General features: G+C 36.9%; 14 protein-coding genes and 1 riboswitch. Of the genes, 11 read left to right on the top strand and 3 right to left on the bottom strand.

Annotation, left to right across the window (positions count from 1 at the left end):
* Positions 1 to 318: 318 nt before the first annotated feature.
* A complete protein-coding gene (locus tag ACEE93_RS09155; RefSeq protein WP_449155243.1) occupies positions 319 to 1257 on the bottom strand; it encodes a nucleoside hydrolase in 939 nt (312 codons plus the stop codon).
* 129 nt (positions 1258 to 1386) lie between these two features.
* Between ACEE93_RS09155 and cls the strand changes: the two genes are divergently transcribed.
* From cls to ACEE93_RS09120, 7 genes are all read left to right on the top strand, one after another.
* Entirely contained in the window at positions 1387 to 2874 is a 1488-nt protein-coding gene (gene cls / locus ACEE93_RS09150; RefSeq protein WP_449155244.1) for a cardiolipin synthase, read from the top strand.
* Positions 2875 to 2930: 56 nt separating this feature from the next.
* Positions 2931 to 3033, top strand: a riboswitch (TPP riboswitch).
* 216 nt (positions 3034 to 3249) lie between these two features.
* Positions 3250 to 4986 (top strand): phosphomethylpyrimidine synthase ThiC, encoded by a 1737-nt coding sequence (gene thiC / locus ACEE93_RS09145; protein WP_449156518.1) that lies wholly within the window; start codon positions 3250 to 3252, stop codon positions 4984 to 4986.
* A 138-nt stretch (positions 4987 to 5124) separates the two neighbouring features.
* Positions 5125 to 6318 carry a DUF418 domain-containing protein gene (locus ACEE93_RS09140; protein WP_449156517.1) on the top strand — a complete coding sequence of 398 codons (1194 nt, stop codon included), beginning with the start codon at positions 5125 to 5127 and terminating at the stop codon, positions 6316 to 6318.
* A gap of 181 nt (positions 6319 to 6499) precedes the next feature.
* Positions 6500 to 7090: a signal peptidase I gene (gene lepB / locus ACEE93_RS09135; protein ID WP_449155247.1), complete on the top strand. Its 591-nt coding sequence runs from the start codon at positions 6500 to 6502 to the stop codon at positions 7088 to 7090.
* Between the two features lie 190 nt (positions 7091 to 7280).
* Entirely contained in the window at positions 7281 to 7658 is a 378-nt protein-coding gene (locus ACEE93_RS09130; RefSeq protein WP_449155248.1) for a hypothetical protein, read from the top strand.
* 251 nt (positions 7659 to 7909) lie between these two features.
* Entirely contained in the window at positions 7910 to 9337 is a 1428-nt protein-coding gene (locus tag ACEE93_RS09125) for an alkaline phosphatase (RefSeq protein ID WP_449155249.1), read from the top strand.
* Between the two features lie 287 nt (positions 9338 to 9624).
* Positions 9625 to 9813, top strand: coding sequence for a hypothetical protein (locus tag ACEE93_RS09120; protein WP_449155250.1), 189 nt, complete (start codon positions 9625 to 9627; stop codon positions 9811 to 9813).
* Between the two features lie 358 nt (positions 9814 to 10171).
* Here ACEE93_RS09120 and budA read toward each other — a convergent pair whose 3' ends face one another.
* Complete coding sequence (gene budA / locus ACEE93_RS09115; RefSeq protein WP_449155252.1) at positions 10172 to 10879, bottom strand: acetolactate decarboxylase; 708 nt, start codon at positions 10877 to 10879, stop codon at positions 10172 to 10174.
* A gap of 145 nt (positions 10880 to 11024) precedes the next feature.
* Between budA and ACEE93_RS09110 the strand changes: the two genes are divergently transcribed.
* The 4 genes from ACEE93_RS09110 (at position 11025) to ACEE93_RS09095 (ending at position 16965) form a co-directional block, all read left to right on the top strand.
* On the top strand, positions 11025 to 11417 hold the full coding sequence (locus ACEE93_RS09110; RefSeq protein ID WP_449155253.1) for a (deoxy)nucleoside triphosphate pyrophosphohydrolase: 393 nt from the start codon (positions 11025 to 11027) through the stop codon (positions 11415 to 11417).
* Positions 11418 to 11419: 2 nt separating this feature from the next.
* A complete protein-coding gene (locus ACEE93_RS09105) occupies positions 11420 to 14290 on the top strand; it encodes a DUF3427 domain-containing protein (RefSeq protein ID WP_449155254.1) in 2871 nt (956 codons plus the stop codon).
* Positions 14291 to 14304: 14 nt separating this feature from the next.
* On the top strand, positions 14305 to 15003 hold the full coding sequence (locus tag ACEE93_RS09100) for an MOSC domain-containing protein (RefSeq protein ID WP_449155255.1): 699 nt from the start codon (positions 14305 to 14307) through the stop codon (positions 15001 to 15003).
* Between the two features lie 336 nt (positions 15004 to 15339).
* The gene (locus ACEE93_RS09095; RefSeq protein ID WP_449155256.1) at positions 15340 to 16965 is read left to right on the top strand and encodes a BCCT family transporter; all 1626 of its coding nucleotides are present in this window, start codon (positions 15340 to 15342) and stop codon (positions 16963 to 16965) included.
* A 570-nt stretch (positions 16966 to 17535) separates the two neighbouring features.
* Here ACEE93_RS09095 and cudC read toward each other — a convergent pair.
* A complete protein-coding gene (cudC, locus tag ACEE93_RS09090) occupies positions 17536 to 18099 on the bottom strand; it encodes a choline uptake/conversion transcriptional regulator CudC (protein WP_449156516.1) in 564 nt (187 codons plus the stop codon).
* Between the last annotated feature and the right edge of the window lie 227 nt (positions 18100 to 18326).

Genomic DNA, 18326 nt, shown 5'->3' with positions numbered 1-18326 from the left:
TCTCTAAGCACACTGCTATGTTATATTCACTGGTCATCGTCTTTACGGGACGGTTGCTGGTCTATCCAGTGCTTAAACCATACAACCGTACAACCGACAACAATCGGACCGACTAGTTGATCGATTACATAAGAGAACAATCATGCTCCCTCCCAACATCATAAGTTTCACAGACGATGACAGTAGTTTACTAATGGTGTTGTAAAAAAGGTAGTATCCTTTCAAATCAAAATAAGTAGAAACCGTTTATAAAACAGTCATTTCACTGAATATGAGTCATTAATTTGATTGAAATGAAAAAATCTAGCACTTTTCAACCTATTTTACTTTTTTAGCTAAGCCCGTCATATAATCAAAAAATGCATCATGGTTTACATCATTAATCACATTAAGTGGACGGCCATCAACATCATCTAAATGTGTACGTCCTTGACCTGGCCCTTCTGTAATAACTGAAGCGTAAACTGTTTCTTTGCGTACTAAATCTGGCTGGCCAACGTAAGCTGTCGTTAACACATCCCATAGAAAATAAGTTGAGTTCGTTTGAAAGTGATTGAGTGGTGGCACGGCTGCATAGCTTACGCCTAAAAAGTCCACACCTGCATAGTGACGCTCATCAGCCCACATTTGACGGATAGCTAGTGTGAGGGGAACCTGATTGGTACTTTCTAAAGCGACCATATCGATTTGAATGTCTGTCTCAAAAACGCGTTTAACAGCGTCAGGATCCCAAAAAGCATTCCATTCTGCGGTGCCATCGTGTTCTGGTTCTTCTACATTACCGCGTTCTAAAAAGGTACCGCCCATCCAAACGAGTCGCTCAATATGTTGTGTGATGGTTGGATCAACTTCAAGTGCTTTAGCTAAATCTGTTAGTGGACCAGTAAATAATAGCGTGACTGGTGAAGAAGCCTGATTAAGTTTAGTAATAATGTCTTGATAAGCAGGGATTTTAAGCAATGTTGATTGACTCGATACACGCTCATTCAATATGGGTAATGCATCCATAAAAAAGGCATGCATACGCCATTCTTTAGGAAATGGATTTTTGCCGCGTTCGTTAGAAATAGCGACATCTATCGGATAGCTTGAAAAACGATTAATGATTTTACGAGAGGCACTCTCAGAAGGTTCGACATAACAGTCTGCACCTATCGTACTGACACCAATCAGATTGACATCATCCATTTGTAGTAATAAAAATAAGGAAATTAAATCATCGACACCACCGTCGTGATTAAAATAAATTTGTTTCACTTTATTCTCTCCTTTTGTTGTATTCTATTTTTATTATAATTGAAAACAATGAAAAAAGGGTAGAATTCATGTAAAATGCTAGGGTGAATATTAAGTTAAAAATGAACCAATTTAAAAGGAGGTACTGACATGCAACTTATTTTTGATCCTAATGTCGCTACAACTTATCGGATTATTTTAGGCGGTTTTTTTGTCATTAATGTGATTTTAGCATTGATTATTATATTTATGGAAAGAGACCGTCGAGAGGCGACATCAACATGGGCATGGCTATTGCTATTATTTATAATGCCTGTGTTTGGTTTCTTCTTCTATTTATTCTTTGGACGTGCTGTACGACTCAAACAACAAGAAGTCAGTGGTAAAGAAATTGATGATGCGAAAGAGCGTGTGAAGTCGCAAAAAGAAAGTTTTGAAAACAACAATTTCACCTCGAATAATGATGTCGTGAAAAAACATTCTGATTTAGTTCAATCATTGTTAGTCAGAGAGAATAACTTTTTAAGTGAAAATAACCATGTGAAGGTTTTTACAGACGGACATCGCTTATTTGATCAAATGAAAGAAGATTTACGTAATGCAAAGAAATACATTCATATAGAATACTATATTTTAAATATGGATGGGCTTGGGACAGAAATTTTAAATATTTTAGAAGAGAAAGCCCGAGAAGGTTTAGAAGTGAAGTTACTTTATGATGCAGTGGGCTCTAAACAATTGCGTAAGTCAAGACTTAAAGGATTACTCAATGCAGGGGCAAAAGCTGAACCATTTTTCCATGCGAAAATCATTCCATTTATCAACTTTAGGGTCAACAACCGAAACCACCGCAAGACGTTAGTGATCGATGGTGATTTAGGCTACGTGGGTGGCTTTAATATTGGTGATGAATACTTAGGACTTGATGAAAAATTAGGTTACTGGCGAGATACGCACTTACGTATTCAAGGTGATGGCGTGGATGCGCTGCAATTAAGCTTTATCCATGATTGGAACGCCCAAGTTTCAAAAGATGATGCTTTAGAATATGATAAACGTTATTTCCCAGACAATGCGCGTAAAGATGGCAATGTAGCTATGCAAATCGGTTTAAGTGGTCCAAACCGTACTTGGCCACAACTTGAGTTTGCTTACCTCAAAATGATTATGAATGCGAAAGACTCAATCTACATTCATACGCCTTATTTCGTGCCAGATATTGGCTTTATTAATGCGTTACGTATTGCGGCACAATCGGGTGTTGATGTGCATGTTATTGTGCCGAATAAACCAGATAAACCATTTGTACATTGGGCCACATTAACCGTGGTCGCACAATTAATGTATGATGGTGTTAATGTATATACTTACGCAAATGGCTTTATTCACTCTAAAATGATGGTCATTGATGGAGAAGTGGCTTCTGTAGGTTCTGCTAATATGGATGCGCGTAGTTTCAGATTAAACTTTGAAATCAACGGTATTATTTACAACGAAGATATTGCGCAATATTTAATTAAAGCCTTTAACGAAGATCTTAAAGTATCCGATCGTTTAACACCCGAACGTTACGAAAATCGCTCAAAATGGGTTAAATTTAAACAATCTATTGCTAAACTTGTGTCACCAATTTTATAAGTCAGTTTGTCATAAACAGACTTTAATGCTAGAATGTAATTTGTAACATTTAAATATAAGACTGCTAGGGGTGCTTGTGTAAGCTGAAAGAGGTTTGGACCTCAACCCTTTGTACCTGATCTAGATAATACTAGCGTAGGGAAGCAAAGATGAACGAATACAAAATGTGAAACACTGTATATTGGAGTGTGTGTGGCGTATGCCATTTTCCATGACAAGTACAGTGTGTCATTCAAATAGATATGTTCGTGTAGGTATCGGATCGGGACGACAGTCAGTCTGAGAGAGCGTTTGAACGCTTTAATCTCAATGACTTGTGTCCCGATTTTTTTCGTTCAGCTACATAGGTCTCTTAGCACACTAAGGAGGCCAATTATGAAACAAGAACAAATTGAATTAAAAAAGAATTTTCCAGCCAGTCGACGTATTTATAAGCAAGGTGCTGATGAGGATATTCGCGTACCATTTCGCGAAATTGAATTATCGGACACTGTGACAGAACAAGGTACAACGCATAATGAGCCAGTAGTTGTCTATGATACAGCCGGTCCTTATCATGATGAAACGTATGAAGTGGACGTCACTCGAGGACTGCCACAAATTCGTACGCAATGGATTGATGATCGTCATGATACGGAACGTTACGAAGGCCGTCGCATTCAGTCTATCGATAACGGCTTTAAATCAGAAGATCATCGCAATCTTGTGACGCATCCATTTGATTATGAACCAAGACGTGCCCAAGAAGGTAAGAACGTAACTCAAATGCATTATGCGAAACAAGGCATGATCACTAAAGAAATGAAGTATATCGCGACGCGTGAAAATGTGTCAGCGGAATTTGTACGTGAGGAAGTGGCAAGAGGTCGCGCGATTATCCCTAATAACATTAACCACCCTGAATCAGAACCGATGATTATCGGAAAGAACTTCCAAGTTAAAATCAATGCGAATATTGGTAATTCAGCCGTGTCATCTTCTATTGAAAATGAAATTGAAAAAATGGTGTGGGCCACGCACTGGGGAGCAGATACGATGATGGATTTATCAACAGGTAAAAATATCCATGCGACACGAGAATATCTCATTCGTAATGCGCCTGTGCCAGTCGGAACGGTACCCATTTATCAAGCTTTAGAAAAAGTAGACGGTGTGGCTGAAGATTTAACATGGGAAATTTTTAGAGATACGCTAATAGAGCAAGCTGAACAAGGTGTGGATTATTTTACAATTCATGCTGGGGTGCGTTTACATTATATTCCGATGACAGTCGATCGATTAACAGGTATTGTCTCTCGTGGTGGTTCAATCATGGCACAATGGTGTCTTGCGCATCACGAAGAAAGCTTCTTATATGAACATTTTGATGATATTTGCCAAATTTTAAAACAATACGATATTGCGATTTCACTAGGAGATGGTTTACGCCCTGGTTCAATTTATGACGCGAATGATGAGAGCCAATTTGCGGAATTAAAAACATTAGGAGAATTAACAGATATCGCATGGCAACATGATGTACAAGTGATGATTGAAGGACCAGGTCATATTCCAATGCATAAAATTAAAGAAAACCAAGACCTTGCAGATTATTATTGTAAAGAAGCGCCATTCTATACGTTAGGGCCACTTACAACAGATATTGCACCAGCTTATGATCACATTACATCTGCGATTGGTGCGGCACAAATCGCAAGCCATGGTACAGCGATGTTGTGTTACGTTACACCTAAAGAGCACCTTGGTTTACCAAACAAAGAAGACGTACGTGAAGGCGTCGTGACTTATAAAATTGCTGCGCATGCGGCTGACCTAGCAAAAGGTTTACCTGGAGCGACAGAACGTGATGATGCTATCAGTAAAGCACGTTTTGAATTTCGTTGGATAGATCAATTTAATTTATCCCTTGATCCAGACAAAGCACGTGCTTTCCATGACGAAACGTTACCAGCAGAATCGGCTAAAGTAGCTCATTTCTGTAGTATGTGCGGACCAAAATTCTGTTCAATGCGTATTTCTCATGATATACGTGGTAAGCACCAAGAACAGCTTAAAGGTATGCAAGAAATGGCTGAAACGTTTAAAGAACAAGGTAGTAAAATTTATCATTAATACAATGCGAAAAGATTGGGATGTTGGGAATGATCTAACATCCTAATCTTTTTATTAATTATAAAATGTATATTGTAGTGACTCTGTATTTTATTTATAATAAGTGATATAAAATCTAAGCAAAGGATACATAATACAATGAAACGAATACATACGGCAGATGCGTTAAGGGGTTTTTCTTTATTTGGTATTTTTCTAGCTAACTTATTGATATTTCAATATGGGTTAACAGGGCAAGATTATTTAGAATATATGAATATCGGTCCATTTTCCGAAGGGTTAGCGGTGGTCATTAAAGTATTAATTGTGCATAGTTTTATGCCGATTTTTGGTATTTTATTTGGCTTTTCAATCGACAAGCTATACCAATCCATGAAAAATAAAGACGTAAAAGCGAAACGGTTTAAGTTATTCTTGCGTGCCATAGGGTTATTAATTCTTGGGTCGCTTCATGCTAACTATATTTGGGAAGGCGACATTTTAAGTACATATAGTATTGGCATGTTTATTTTAATTATATTTATAGGGTTTCGTACAGCTTTCTTTAAATGGTGTCTTTGGATTATACTTGCTTTTGCTATTTTTAGTGGTGTAATGGGTGGTATGGATCAATCCTCATTCATGGAAGTGGATGATCATAAAATGAAAGACTATTTACACCAAACAACATCTATCTATCAACATGGCGATTATAACGACATTCATACTAAACTACCGGAAATTGAGGATCCTACTTTTGAAACTCTAGGTTTGTCTAAGGGAGAAACGGCGGTTTTTATGTTATTAATAATGCCTTATACAACGTTGCCGCTATTTATCATAGGGGTGTATATCTCCCGAACAAATTGGTTTTCGAAAGGGACGAGTCAATTTTGGAGATATCGCTTATGGCTCATATTAATACCAATTAGTATGATGGTTAAGTTAATGACGATACTGTTTCCAAACGTTAGTTGGTTTACAAGCTTTAGTATGATTTTTGATGTGACGTTAGCCATTGGATATATGGTGCTATTTAAACTGTTATATGAACGCTTTCAGTCAAGTGCTGTGATGCGTGGCTTTCAATCGATGGGGAAAATGTCCTTAACAATGTACATTACACAAAGTGTATTTGGTACGTTGATCTTTTACGGTTATGGCCTACAATGGTTTAACACTAACCGTTTATGGCTCGCAGTCCCTATGTTTATCCTCTTCTATTGTTTACAAGTCGTGGTCGCACATTTCTATATGAAACATTGGCGATACGGTCCGTTAGAATATATATTAAGAGTAGTGACTTATTTAAAACTGAATCCTAAAAAATCAGCACCAATTCAAGACAAATAAGCATTATTATAGGGAGGTCAGACTACCGGGAACCCTACCGGAAGTCTGACTTCTTTCTGTTCTGGGGCATGAAATCTCATTAATTAGTGATAAGTAGTGGACTATGCTAAAATAATAATCAAACTAAAGCGTCGCACTTATAGTATTTGTGGCAAGGAATAGAACGGAAAGGGATAAATCAATGAGGAAAGAAGCGAAAGACTGGATAGTGAGTATTGGTATCGCAATCGTTGTGGTTTTAATGGTCAATTGGTTAATCATCACCCCTTATACTGTTCAAGGTCGTTCAATGGCCCCGACGTTTGAACAAGGTGATAAGGTTTTAGTCAGCAAACTATCAAAAACATTCTCTCGCATTCAAGAAGGGGATGTCATCGTATTTCATGAAGATGATCAAAGAGATTTTATCAAACGTGTCATTGGCAAACCTGGTGACACTGTGTCATATCAGAAAGACCAACTGTATGTGAATGGTAAAAAAGTGGCAGAACCTTATTTAAAGGAAAATAAAGAACGACGAAAATCTGAGTTTTTAACAGAAAATTTTAATGTTACAGATATAGAAGGTGCAAAGGAAAATAAACAAATCCCGGAATCACGTTATTTAGTGTTAGGGGATAACCGTTTAAATAGTATGGATAGTCGTAATCCTAATGTCGGTTTTGTAAGTGAAGACGAAATTGTAGGCGAAGTGGTCATGAGATTTTGGCCATTTAATCGCATCGCTTTCCAGTTCCATCCAGATACTTTTAATAAAGTGAATGAGTCGTAAGATGAATGTAGTGTTTCAGAAGCGTGTTAAACAACCTTGTTTAAACGAACTGAAATGCTACATTTTTATATGAAGAAATTAAAATATGCGGGAGATTTCTTACAAAACAGTGAATTCAAACTATAAATGTTGGATTTTTCAGATATTTTAGGTAATATAAGTGTAATCCTATACAAAAGAAGGTGATGAGATGACGAGAAAAGACTTACAACCCTTCAAAAATAAAAACGTGGTTGTAACAGGTGTGGTGGCGCATGTATGTTGGAAAAACCCACTAGATATTGATAAAGAATGGAAACGAAACGTCAAGATTCTCCTCAAAGAAGTGATGATTTCAGGTGTAGAAGTTGATCACATTTGGTTGTTTGAACGCAAAAAACAATTCGATTCAAGCAAGGCGATGATAGGAGAAACAGTTAAGTTTAAAGCTAAAGTCACACCTTATGTGAAACAAAGAGACGGTATATACGTCGAAGATTACGGCATTGAACGGTCCAGTAAACTCGTATTAAAATCTGTATATGATACAGAACCTAATGTAGCCTATAGTCATAGACAATACAATTAATGAGGTCGTGAATGCCATGAAATTTGAATGCTTTTAAAAATACATTATCTATCCACGTAACAAAACGTAGAAGATAATGTATTTTTTGTTTCATGTGAAACGGTAGATGGTTGTGTAAGCATATGAAGGGGTGTTAAAGCACACTGTCATCGTCATATCTTTACGTTTTCTTAATATTCACCTAACTTTAAATTGATATTCCTTTTTTATAATGAGTGTGTATTGATTATTGAGGTAGAGGGGTTATACATATGAAAATGAATCGTCAATTAGCTAAAGTTTCACTCGCGAGCTCGCTTGTGGCGGCAACGTTACTTGGTGCTGCACAGCCGACTTTTGCGTCAGGGTCTAGTAATGGTCAAGAGGCAAAATCCAATGATGACGTTGCAATGTACGGGAATACTGAAGATCCTAAGAATGTTATTTTTATGGTGGGCGATGGTATGGGACCATCTTATAACGCAGCATATCGTTATTTCAAAGATAATCCAGATACAAAAGAAATGGAAAAAACAGCTTTTGATGATTATCTTGTAGGGACACAACGTACTAATCCGAGCGATCCAGAAGAAAATGTAACTGACTCAGCAGCCAGTGCCACAGCTTTTAGTTCTGGACATAAAACGTACAATGGCGCAGTTGGGGTAGATGAAAACAAACAACCTGTTGATACTGTGTTAGAACGTGCTAAAGAACTTGGTAAATCAACTGGGTTGGTGTCAACTGCAGAGGTGACAGACGCGACACCTGCTGTTTATGCCAGCCACGTTGATGATCGTGATAAAAAAGATGAGATTGCGCAACAATTTTATGATGATCGCATTAATAACGAACATAAAGTAGACGTTATTTTAGGTGGCGGTGAAAAATATTTCGGTTCTGAAAATGGCAATATTGATAAAAAGTTTAAAAAAGATGGCTACGATGTCGTGAATACGAAAGAAGAACTTGAAAATGCTAAGGGTGACCAAGTATTAGGTTTATTCTCGGATAAAAATATGCCACTTCAAATCGATGCACCTGATGATGATCCACGTTTATCAGATATGCAAAGTGCTGCCCTTGATCGTTTATCAAAAAATGACAAAGGTTTCTTCTTAATGGTAGAAGGTGCGTCTATTGATAAATCAGGTCATGCAAACGACGTGACAGGTGTCATGTCAGAAATGGATGGCTTTGAAACAGCATTTGAAGATGCGATGGCGTATGCGAACCAACATGAGGATACGTTAGTGGTTGCTACTGCTGACCATTCTACAGGCGGTATGACGATTGCTAAAGGAAAAGACTACGAGTGGAATCCTGAAGCAATTCAAAATATGAAACATTCTGGTAAATGGATGACAGAACAAATTGCTGAAGGTAAAGATGTAGATGAAACCATCAATGCAGGTTATGGTAAAGCGTTACCTAAAGCAACAATGAAAGCCATTAATAAAGAAGCACAAAAACTCTCTAAAATGAATGAAGAAGATGAGGGTTATGACGATCAATTTCAAAAATTACAAGATGCGATTCAAAAACCAATTAATGATGAATCACATACAGGTTGGACAACATATGGTCACACAGGTGAAGATGTGAATACGTATGCATTTGGTCCAGGTGAAAAAGATTTCCACGGAAATATTGATAATACTCAAAATGCTAAAAACATCTTTGGTTATTTTGCACAGTAATTAAAGGTGAAGAGGTTGGGACACAAGCGTTCAGGATTTGAGCAGAAATGAACTTTCTGCCGAAAATCCTACTTTTGGGACACCGTTAATCGGTTTCTCAGAGCACGAATGCTTTACGTCTCACCTTTTTTTGATTTTAATACACATCCCATAATATTTATTTACTTCCTCAAATCAATACATCATTCCCACTAATGATTAACGTTCAATATATTGTTAATGAATATTGTGTATAATAGGCATTAGAAACAATGGATGGAATCGTTTTTTCATTAAAGGGGGATTGTATGACTCAAAAACAGAAATATCTTTTAATAGACGGTGGCTTTCTTATATTAAGTTTAAGTGTGAGTATCTGGTCTTTTATGAGTGAGTCTTACGCAACGTGTGCGATTATGGCTATTTTCGCTATTAGATGCATTTACCGCATTTATAAAACGTTAACTGGAAAAGAAATCGAGGAAGATAGTAAATAAACAAAGGGGAGTCAAAATGAAAAGAAATGAAATATTAGTAGGGGTTATTATCTTACTATTAATGATGTGTAGTCTCTTACTAAATATCATTAATATCCCTGCAAAAGCGAATATCATCTATTCAATAACTGCACTCATTATCATTATTTTATTATTTATTATGCTTACTAAAAATAATAAACGAGGCTAATTATTGAATTTAAAACACTTTCGTAACCATCATACGAAAGTGTTTTAACATATCACGAGACAACTGCTTGCTATGGCATAACGCGCTTTTCTCAAAAATGAAGGGCACATTTTGTGATCAAAGCTTGTTACGCTACGCAAGCTAAACGCCTTTCTCCTGTTTTCTTTGTTATTCGGCTTCTTCGATGTCTTTGCGTATGTTTTGATAGTCGAAGTTTTTGTTGAGATAGGATGGGTCTGTTGGAAGGTGTTGATGAAAGTTATAACAGTTTTGAATTTGAACGTGTCCTTTTGTTAGTGTGAAGTCCAAAATATGTCCCATGGATTGTTTGTCTTTAGATAAAAAGTGGGCATGAAAGCCAGCTGAGCCGATACCGTGAAATAGTTCAGGTGTAAAAATTGCGACGACGGTACCTTCAATATCATCATAGTGATATTCTGGTTGTTTTCGTGCAGATTCTACTAACCGTGTATAAGGGGGCTCTTGTTTAGGCATGACACGAAAATGCATGTGACGGAACACCCCTGTAATTTTAACAACAACAAAGACATTGTCGCTTAACATTTCTTTGCGTATCGCATGATACACTTGTGCTTGATCTGCGTTGTGGATATCAAAAGACGTTTCTGGTTCAAAGCGCGACACGGTTGCGTAAGGTGTCTGTTCATCTCCTTGTAGTAAAGTAACTGCTTCAGTATCAGCATCTGCGTGATAAGCTTTACCATCAACAAAGATGACTTCACCATTTGAACCAGTTAACGTAGCAATACCGTGATCGCCTTCTTTTAAAATTTCTTCAATTGTCGCCGTTCCCTCTAGAGCACCTGCCATTAATGTGCCCAATGTACCATGTTGATATAAACTATTATTTGGCATACGTTCGTCACTCCTAAATTGATATCAAGACATTTTTTACCATTATTATTGTAATGTTAATGTTTTTAAGTCACAAGTTTAAAGATATTGTGAGATCGTTTATAATAACCGTAATACATAGTTTTGAAATAAGGAGCTGCATTCAATGAAGAAAGTGATAGAAGTTGTTGGTGCTGTGATTTTTGATCAACATAAAGTATTATGTGCACAACGTAGCGAATCAATGAGCTTACCACTGATGTGGGAATTTCCTGGAGGTAAAATTGAAAAAGGGGAATCTGGCGTTGAAGCATTAAAAAGAGAGATTCGCGAAGAAATGAAGTGCGATTTGGAAGTTGGCGATAAGGTAACGACGACAACGTATGAGTATGACTTTGCGACGATTCAGTTAACAACATATCGTTGTACTTTAATGTCACAATTACCAACTTTAACTGAACATAAAGCGATTGAATGGTTAGATGTAGAGGATTTACATACATTAGAGTGGGCGCCAGCAGATGTGCCTGCTGTCGATATACTTGTAAATGAGGGATAGAGATGGAGCATATTATTCGTGATATCACGCAATCTTTGCACACAGGTTTTATCGATCGAACTTCTGAGCATCTTGGCAATTTTATGCCGAAGCTATTAATTAATAATCGTGATGAAAATGTGCTTGCGACGGTGATTGATGAATTACATAAATGTCAAAGCTTTGCTATTTCAGTAGCATTTATTACAGAAAGTGGACTGGCTAGTTTAAAAGCACATCTATATGAATTGAAACAAAGAGGGGTTACTGGACGTATTTTAACGTCGAATTATTTAGCGTTTAATAGTCCTAAAATGTATCAAGAGTTATTAAAGCTAGAAAATGTAGAAGTTCGTGTGACAAATGTAAGTGGCTTTCATGCGAAAGGTTATATTTTTGATCATCCTCATCACACTTCTTTAATTATTGGAAGTTCTAATTTAACGTCTAATGCTTTAAAAGTGAATTATGAGCACAATATTTTATTATCTTCGCATCGTAATGGCGATATCGTTTACAAGGTGAAAAAGCAGTTTGATGAATTATGGGAAGCTAGCGATTCTTTAACGACAGAGTGGATTGCTACGTATCAAGAAACCTACCAACCACGTCCTTTTAAACAATTGCTCAAAGTTGAAAAAGAACAATTGGCATTACAACAAAAAATTCAAAATGCCCAAGCGATTGTACCGAATTTAATGCAACGAGAAGCTTTAAAATCTTTGGACGAAATAAGAGCACGAGGTGAAGAACGTGCTTTAATTATTTCAGCTACTGGTACAGGTAAAACCATCATGTCTGCGCTTGATGTACGTGCGTATCAGCCTGAGCGATTTTTATTTGTAGTTCATAACGAAGGTATTTTGCGGAGAGCGATGGAAGATTATCAAAAAGTATTAGGAGATGAACCGGCGTCTGCATTCGGGCTGTTAACAGGAAATCAAAAATCTTTAGAGTCAAAGTACATATTTGCGACGATTCAAACCATTTCAAAGCCTGACGTTTATGAGCAAATTGATCCGTCACATTTTGACTATATTGTATTTGATGAAGCGCACCGTGCAGCAGCGGGCTCATATCAACGTGTATTTGACTATTTTACACCTCAATTTATGTTAGGGATGACGGCAACGCCTGAACGTAACGACACCCTCAACGTGTTTGAAGTCTTCCATTATAATGTGGCGTATGAAATTCGTTTACAAGAAGCGTTGGAAAGTGATATTTTATGTCCATTTCATTATTTCGGAGTGACCGATTATATCGCTGATGGTATGAGGGTAGATGATACAGATGCTTTGCAACAGTTAACCTCTGATTCACGACTTGAACACATTCTGGAAAAGACAGCTTATTATGGTTATTCCGGAGATTCGTTAAAAGGATTGATTTTTGTCAGTCAGAAAAAGGAAGCCTATGAACTTGCTTCAAAATTAACTGAGCGAGGCATTCCATCTAAAGCATTAACAGGTGAAGATAAACAATCAACACGGTTAGATGTTATTCAACAATTAAAAGATGGCCAGATTCACTATATCATCACAGTTGATTTATTTAATGAAGGTATTGATATTCCTGAAGTCAATCAAGTGATTATGTTAAGGGCAACGGCATCAAGTATTATCTTTGTCCAACAATTAGGAAGAGGCCTTCGCAAAAGTAGTAATAAAGATTATGTGACGGTAATCGATTTTATTGGTAATTATAAAAATAATTACCTTATTCCTATCGCTTTATCAGGAAATCAGTCTCAAAATAAAGATACTTATCGTAAGTTTTTAACAGATTCAGCAGTATTGAACGGTGTTTCAACGATTAATTTTGAAGAAATAGCCAAAAAGAAAATTTATGATTCGTTAAATGACGCCAAACTCAATGCGATGACTAATTTGAAAGAAGCTTATTATAATGTGAAGCAGCGTATCGGAAGAGTCCCGTTAATGATGGATTTTATTGATCAAAATTCAATCGATCCTTTAGTTATTACTTCAAATGCTAACATTAAAAACTATCATCTGTTTTTGCATAAACTTAAGGAAACGGATGTCACTTTATCAGATAATGCTTCCAAAAACTTAGTGTTTCTGACTAGAGAAGTCGCTCCTGGTTTAAAAAGTGCAGAACATTATGTGTTAACTAGGCTGATAGAAGGCGAAGCACGTAAGCAAGAATTGTTAGATTTTGTAGCTGAATATGATGAGTCAGTCGCTATGGCAGATATTACGACGGCATTGCGCATTTTAGATTTCAGTTTCTTTAATAAAACGATTGAAAAAACATATGGTACGCCTCTAATTGAGGTTAAAGGTGAGGTCGTTGATTTAACGGAGACATTTAAAAGCCAACTAGACAATGAGAGTTATCGAGATTATGTAGAAGATATTTTGCGACTTGCTCAGTACAATAATGAAGTACATTATGATGGGCAAAGTGATTTGATTATTTATCAAAAGTATTCGCGTAAAGATTTCTTAAAAATAAAAAACTTTAAAAACGATGAATCTTCAACGGTGTATGGGTATAAAGTAAAAGACGATATGGTGCCGATTTTTGTGACATATCACAAACAAGATGATATTAGTGAAACAACGCAATATGAAGATGAATTTTTAAGTCAAAATGAGATGAAATGGTTTACTAGAGCGAATCGGCATTTGAGAACGGAAGAAGTTCAAAAAATCTTACATCATCAGGCTGCCAATCGAATAATTTATCTTTTTGTGAAGAAAGAAGATGCAGAAGGTACTCAATTTTATTATTTAGGTACGGCTCATGTAATCAAAGATACAGAGGTAGAAACAACAATGACGAATGGTGCACCTGTTGTGACAATGCATTTATCGTTGGATAGACCTGTACGTGATGATATTTATCGTTATTTAGTAAAACAGTAAAAAGGGGCGAGGTTATGACACCTAAAGTTGAGAAAGTATTTATTGGTGGCGTGAAACATTTAGGTGATACGAATGCGGAGAATAAGTTAGATCAACCGTGGTCAACGGCAGCGTATAAAGAAGAAACAGAAGAAGCGGTCTATCTCACAAAAGAAGGTCTTGAGGGTGATGCTGTGGCAGATACGCGCTATCACGGTGGTACAGAAAAGGCATTATTTGCGTATAGCGTTCATCATTATGCGACTTTTAGTGAGATGTTTCATCAAAACGTGCCCGTTGGTAGTAATGGCGAAAATGTCGCGCTCAGTGATATTGATGAAAGCACGGTATGTATCGGGGACGTGTATCAAATCGGTGAAGCACTCGTGGAGGTATCTCAACCTCGTCGTCCGTGTTGGAAACCTGGGCGTCGCATTCGTGTGATTGAGTTTGGTAAACAATTGCAAGAGACGGGTTATACTGGATGGTATTTTCGTGTATTGAAAGAAGGCACCATTCAAGCTGGCAATACACTTGAATTACAACAACGTCCGTACCCTGATTGGTCTATTCAACGCATTAATGAGTGTTTATATCATGAACAACCGCAAAGTGTGTTAGAAGCACTCCTTCATGCGCCTTTTTTACCAACCTCTTGGCAAGCTACAATTGAAAAGAAAATTAATCGTATACCTGAAGCGGAAGATAGCCGGTTATACGGTCCTAATGTGTAAAGTGGAGCAGTATGTCTTCACTTTTTTTATTTGTCATTTTTCTTCTAAAACGACTGTTTCAGCTAAGATTTTAAAATAATTATTTATACATTTATAGAGGATAAATATGCAATATTAAGATTGTTAAATATATAATTAACGTTATTAATCTAATTTATTAAAGCGTTTTGCGGATACTTCCATAATTAAAAGGTTATATATATTCAAAACAGCCTTTTTGTTGTTCTGTATGCGATTTGCATTAAAATTCGATTTTAGATAATGTATCTTATGTGCAAAACCGCGATTTATTACGTAAAGGGATTTAAAAATTAACTTAATGAGGGGTGCTTTATCGTGCAAAAAAAGTCTCAACGAATAGACTGGTTTGTATTTTCTGGTGCTGCGATTGTGTTATTAATTGCAGTTATTCCTATGATGGTCTTTCCTGAACAAAGTCGTTCAGTCGTCATGACTTTAAATGATTTTGTGACATCTAAATTGGGAGCAGTTTACCTGGTATTAGGTCTTGCTGTTTTTGCCTTTGTTTTATACATAGCATTTGGGAAATATGGTTCTGTCACATTAGGGGAAGCGACAGATAAGCCTGAGTTTAGTGACTTTGCTTGGGCATCGATGCTTTTCTGTGCCGGAATTGGCTCGGACATCTTATACTGGGGTGTCATCGAGTGGGCGTATTACTTCCAAGGTCCGCCACAAGGGGCAAAACCTTTAAGTGATACGGCGTTAGAATATGCAACAATGTACGGTATGTTCCACTGGGGACCAATTGCGTGGGCAATTTACGTTTTACCTGCGTTACCGATTGCGTATCTTGTATTCGTTAAAAAGCAACCGGTATTCCGTATTAGTGAAGCATGTCGTCCAATCTTAAAAGGACAAACAGATAAATTAATTGGTAAAATCGTGGACATTTTATTTATCGTTGGTTTAATCGGTGGTACTGCCACATCACTCGCTTTAGGTGTACCAATGATTTCAGCTGGACTTGAAAAGCTCTTTGGTATTGATGGCCAAAGCATGCTTGTGAAAAGTTTAGTATTAATTGGTATCACAATTGTGTTCTCTTACAGTTCATACCAAGGGTTGAAAAAAGGGATTCAAGTACTTAGTGACTTAAACGTTTGGTTATCGTTTATCTTACTTGCCTTTATTTTTATTGTAGGTCCAACAGTCTTTATTATGGAAACAACTGTAACTGGTTTCGGTAATATGCTTAAAAACTTCTTCCAAATGGGTACATGGCTTGAACCATTTGGTGGTTTAGGTGGCCGTGAAGAAACAGGTTTCCCTCAACAATGGACTATTTTCTATTGGGCTTGGTGGCTTGTGTATTCACCATTTATCGGATTATTTATCGCGCGTATTTCTAAAGGACGTACGTTGAAAGAGGTTATTTTAGGTACAATTGCATATGGTACGCTTGGTTGTGTGCTATTCTTCGGTATCTTTGGTAACTTCGCTGTATATTTACAATTATCAGGCCAATTTGATGTTGTACAATACTTAGATCAATTTGGTACTGAAGCGACAATTATTGAAATCATTAATCATCTACCATTTGCAAAAGTGATGATTGTGTTATTCATTCTGTCTGCTTTCTTATTCTTAGTTACAACATTCGACTCTGCGTCATATATTGTGGCTTCTGCTACACAATTATCAGTGGAAGGCGAACCATTAAGATGGAACCGTCTATTCTGGGCATTTGCGTTATGTTTATTACCATTCTCTTTAATGTTAGTGGGTGGTCAAGAAGCATTAGAAGTCTTACAAACCGCATCTGTCGTAGCAGGGGTACCATTGATTGCGATATTCATATTAATCATGGTCTCGTTTATATATATCCTTTCAGGCGACCGCATCGCCCTTCAATGGCGTGCAGAACGCTTTAAACGCGTAGAACGACGCTCATTACGCATCCTACGCGTAGGAGAAGACGAAGAAGACGATAACTTATAAAAAAGTGTGGAGCACTGCGGTCAGAACTCGAGCAAAATCGAGCGTCGAACTCAAACCGATTTTTGGTTTTAGTGAGGCGCTCATTTTGTTGAGAGTTTTGCAGTGCGAAACCGGATTGAACACAGTGAGTTAGTGCACGTTATGCATGCGAGCGAATAGCGAGCAGGCGAACCTTATTATAGAAATAAAATCGCCCAGGAAGCAGAAATTGGTTTTCAAATTTTTGCGACCTGGGCTTTTTGTTGAGGGGACAGCTTTCTAGAGCCGGATTATAAATTAAGGTGCACCTACTCACTAACGTTCGTATGTGTAAGGATGACGTAATTCACTATGTTCATAAGTCATCCTTTAGATTTTCTTTCTTCAATGTAATCTGTGAGGATCACCTATTTGATAACTCACATTTGTTCGAGGTGCTTAGTAAAGCGAGGCATAAAGGTGCAATCAGTATAATTTTATCGCCTATATTTATAAACCATTACTTGTAATGTGTACTTGTTCAAAATGATGTGAGGTATAAAATTATACATTCAAATAACATAAAAAATGAGGTGGGCTTTAATGCCTACCTCATTTTTTGGAATCTTTATCTAAGTCAGAGATAGGGAAATAATCAAATATTTCTCCAGACCTCACTGCATCACTAATTGTATCGAGCCATTGATAATATAAACGAGAATGTTCCATATGTTTTTTAATATCAATCGCTTCTTCTTGTGTTTCTTTGTCGACATCATCAGCATTAATAATATCCTCAATAATGGCTTCTGATTCTCTTAAAGCAGCCATATTAATAGAGCTTTCACGCTTCCATTTTTGAGGGAAGAAATTACTGAAAAACTCAAAGAAGTCTTTTTCAGCTTCAAAATGCTGTTTACGACTGCCACGTGTGAAGCGTTGTTTGACAATGTCGAACTCTTGAAGTTTTTTAACACCAGAACTCATACTTGGCTTACTCATCTGAAGTTCTTGGCGCATCTCATCAAGCGTCATACTATCTTCAAAAAGCATTGTCCCATATAGATTGCCGACACTTCGGTTAATCCCATATAAGTCCATAGTTTCGGCAATCGAATTAATGACAATATCTTTAGCTTCGTCTAATTGTGCTTCATAAGACTGTTGTGCCATCATGTACACCTCCAATACATATTGATTTTTAGTTAAAGTGTGGAAGGTTAATGTCTCTTTCTTAATCCACAAACGATGAAAATGCTACATCGATAACGTTAAATCGCATCACGTATCGATTTTACAACTTTGTTTATAAAAAATAAAACGTTTTTAAGAAATTTAACAAAGTTTTCGAGAAAAAACAAATTATAATGTCGTATCTTGAAGGCAAAACGTACTTAGATGTT

The organism is Staphylococcus sp. 11262D007BW, assembly GCF_053547815.1.
The sequence above is the reverse complement of the archived record's forward strand: the minus strand, read 5'-3'. Positions and strand labels throughout refer to the sequence as shown.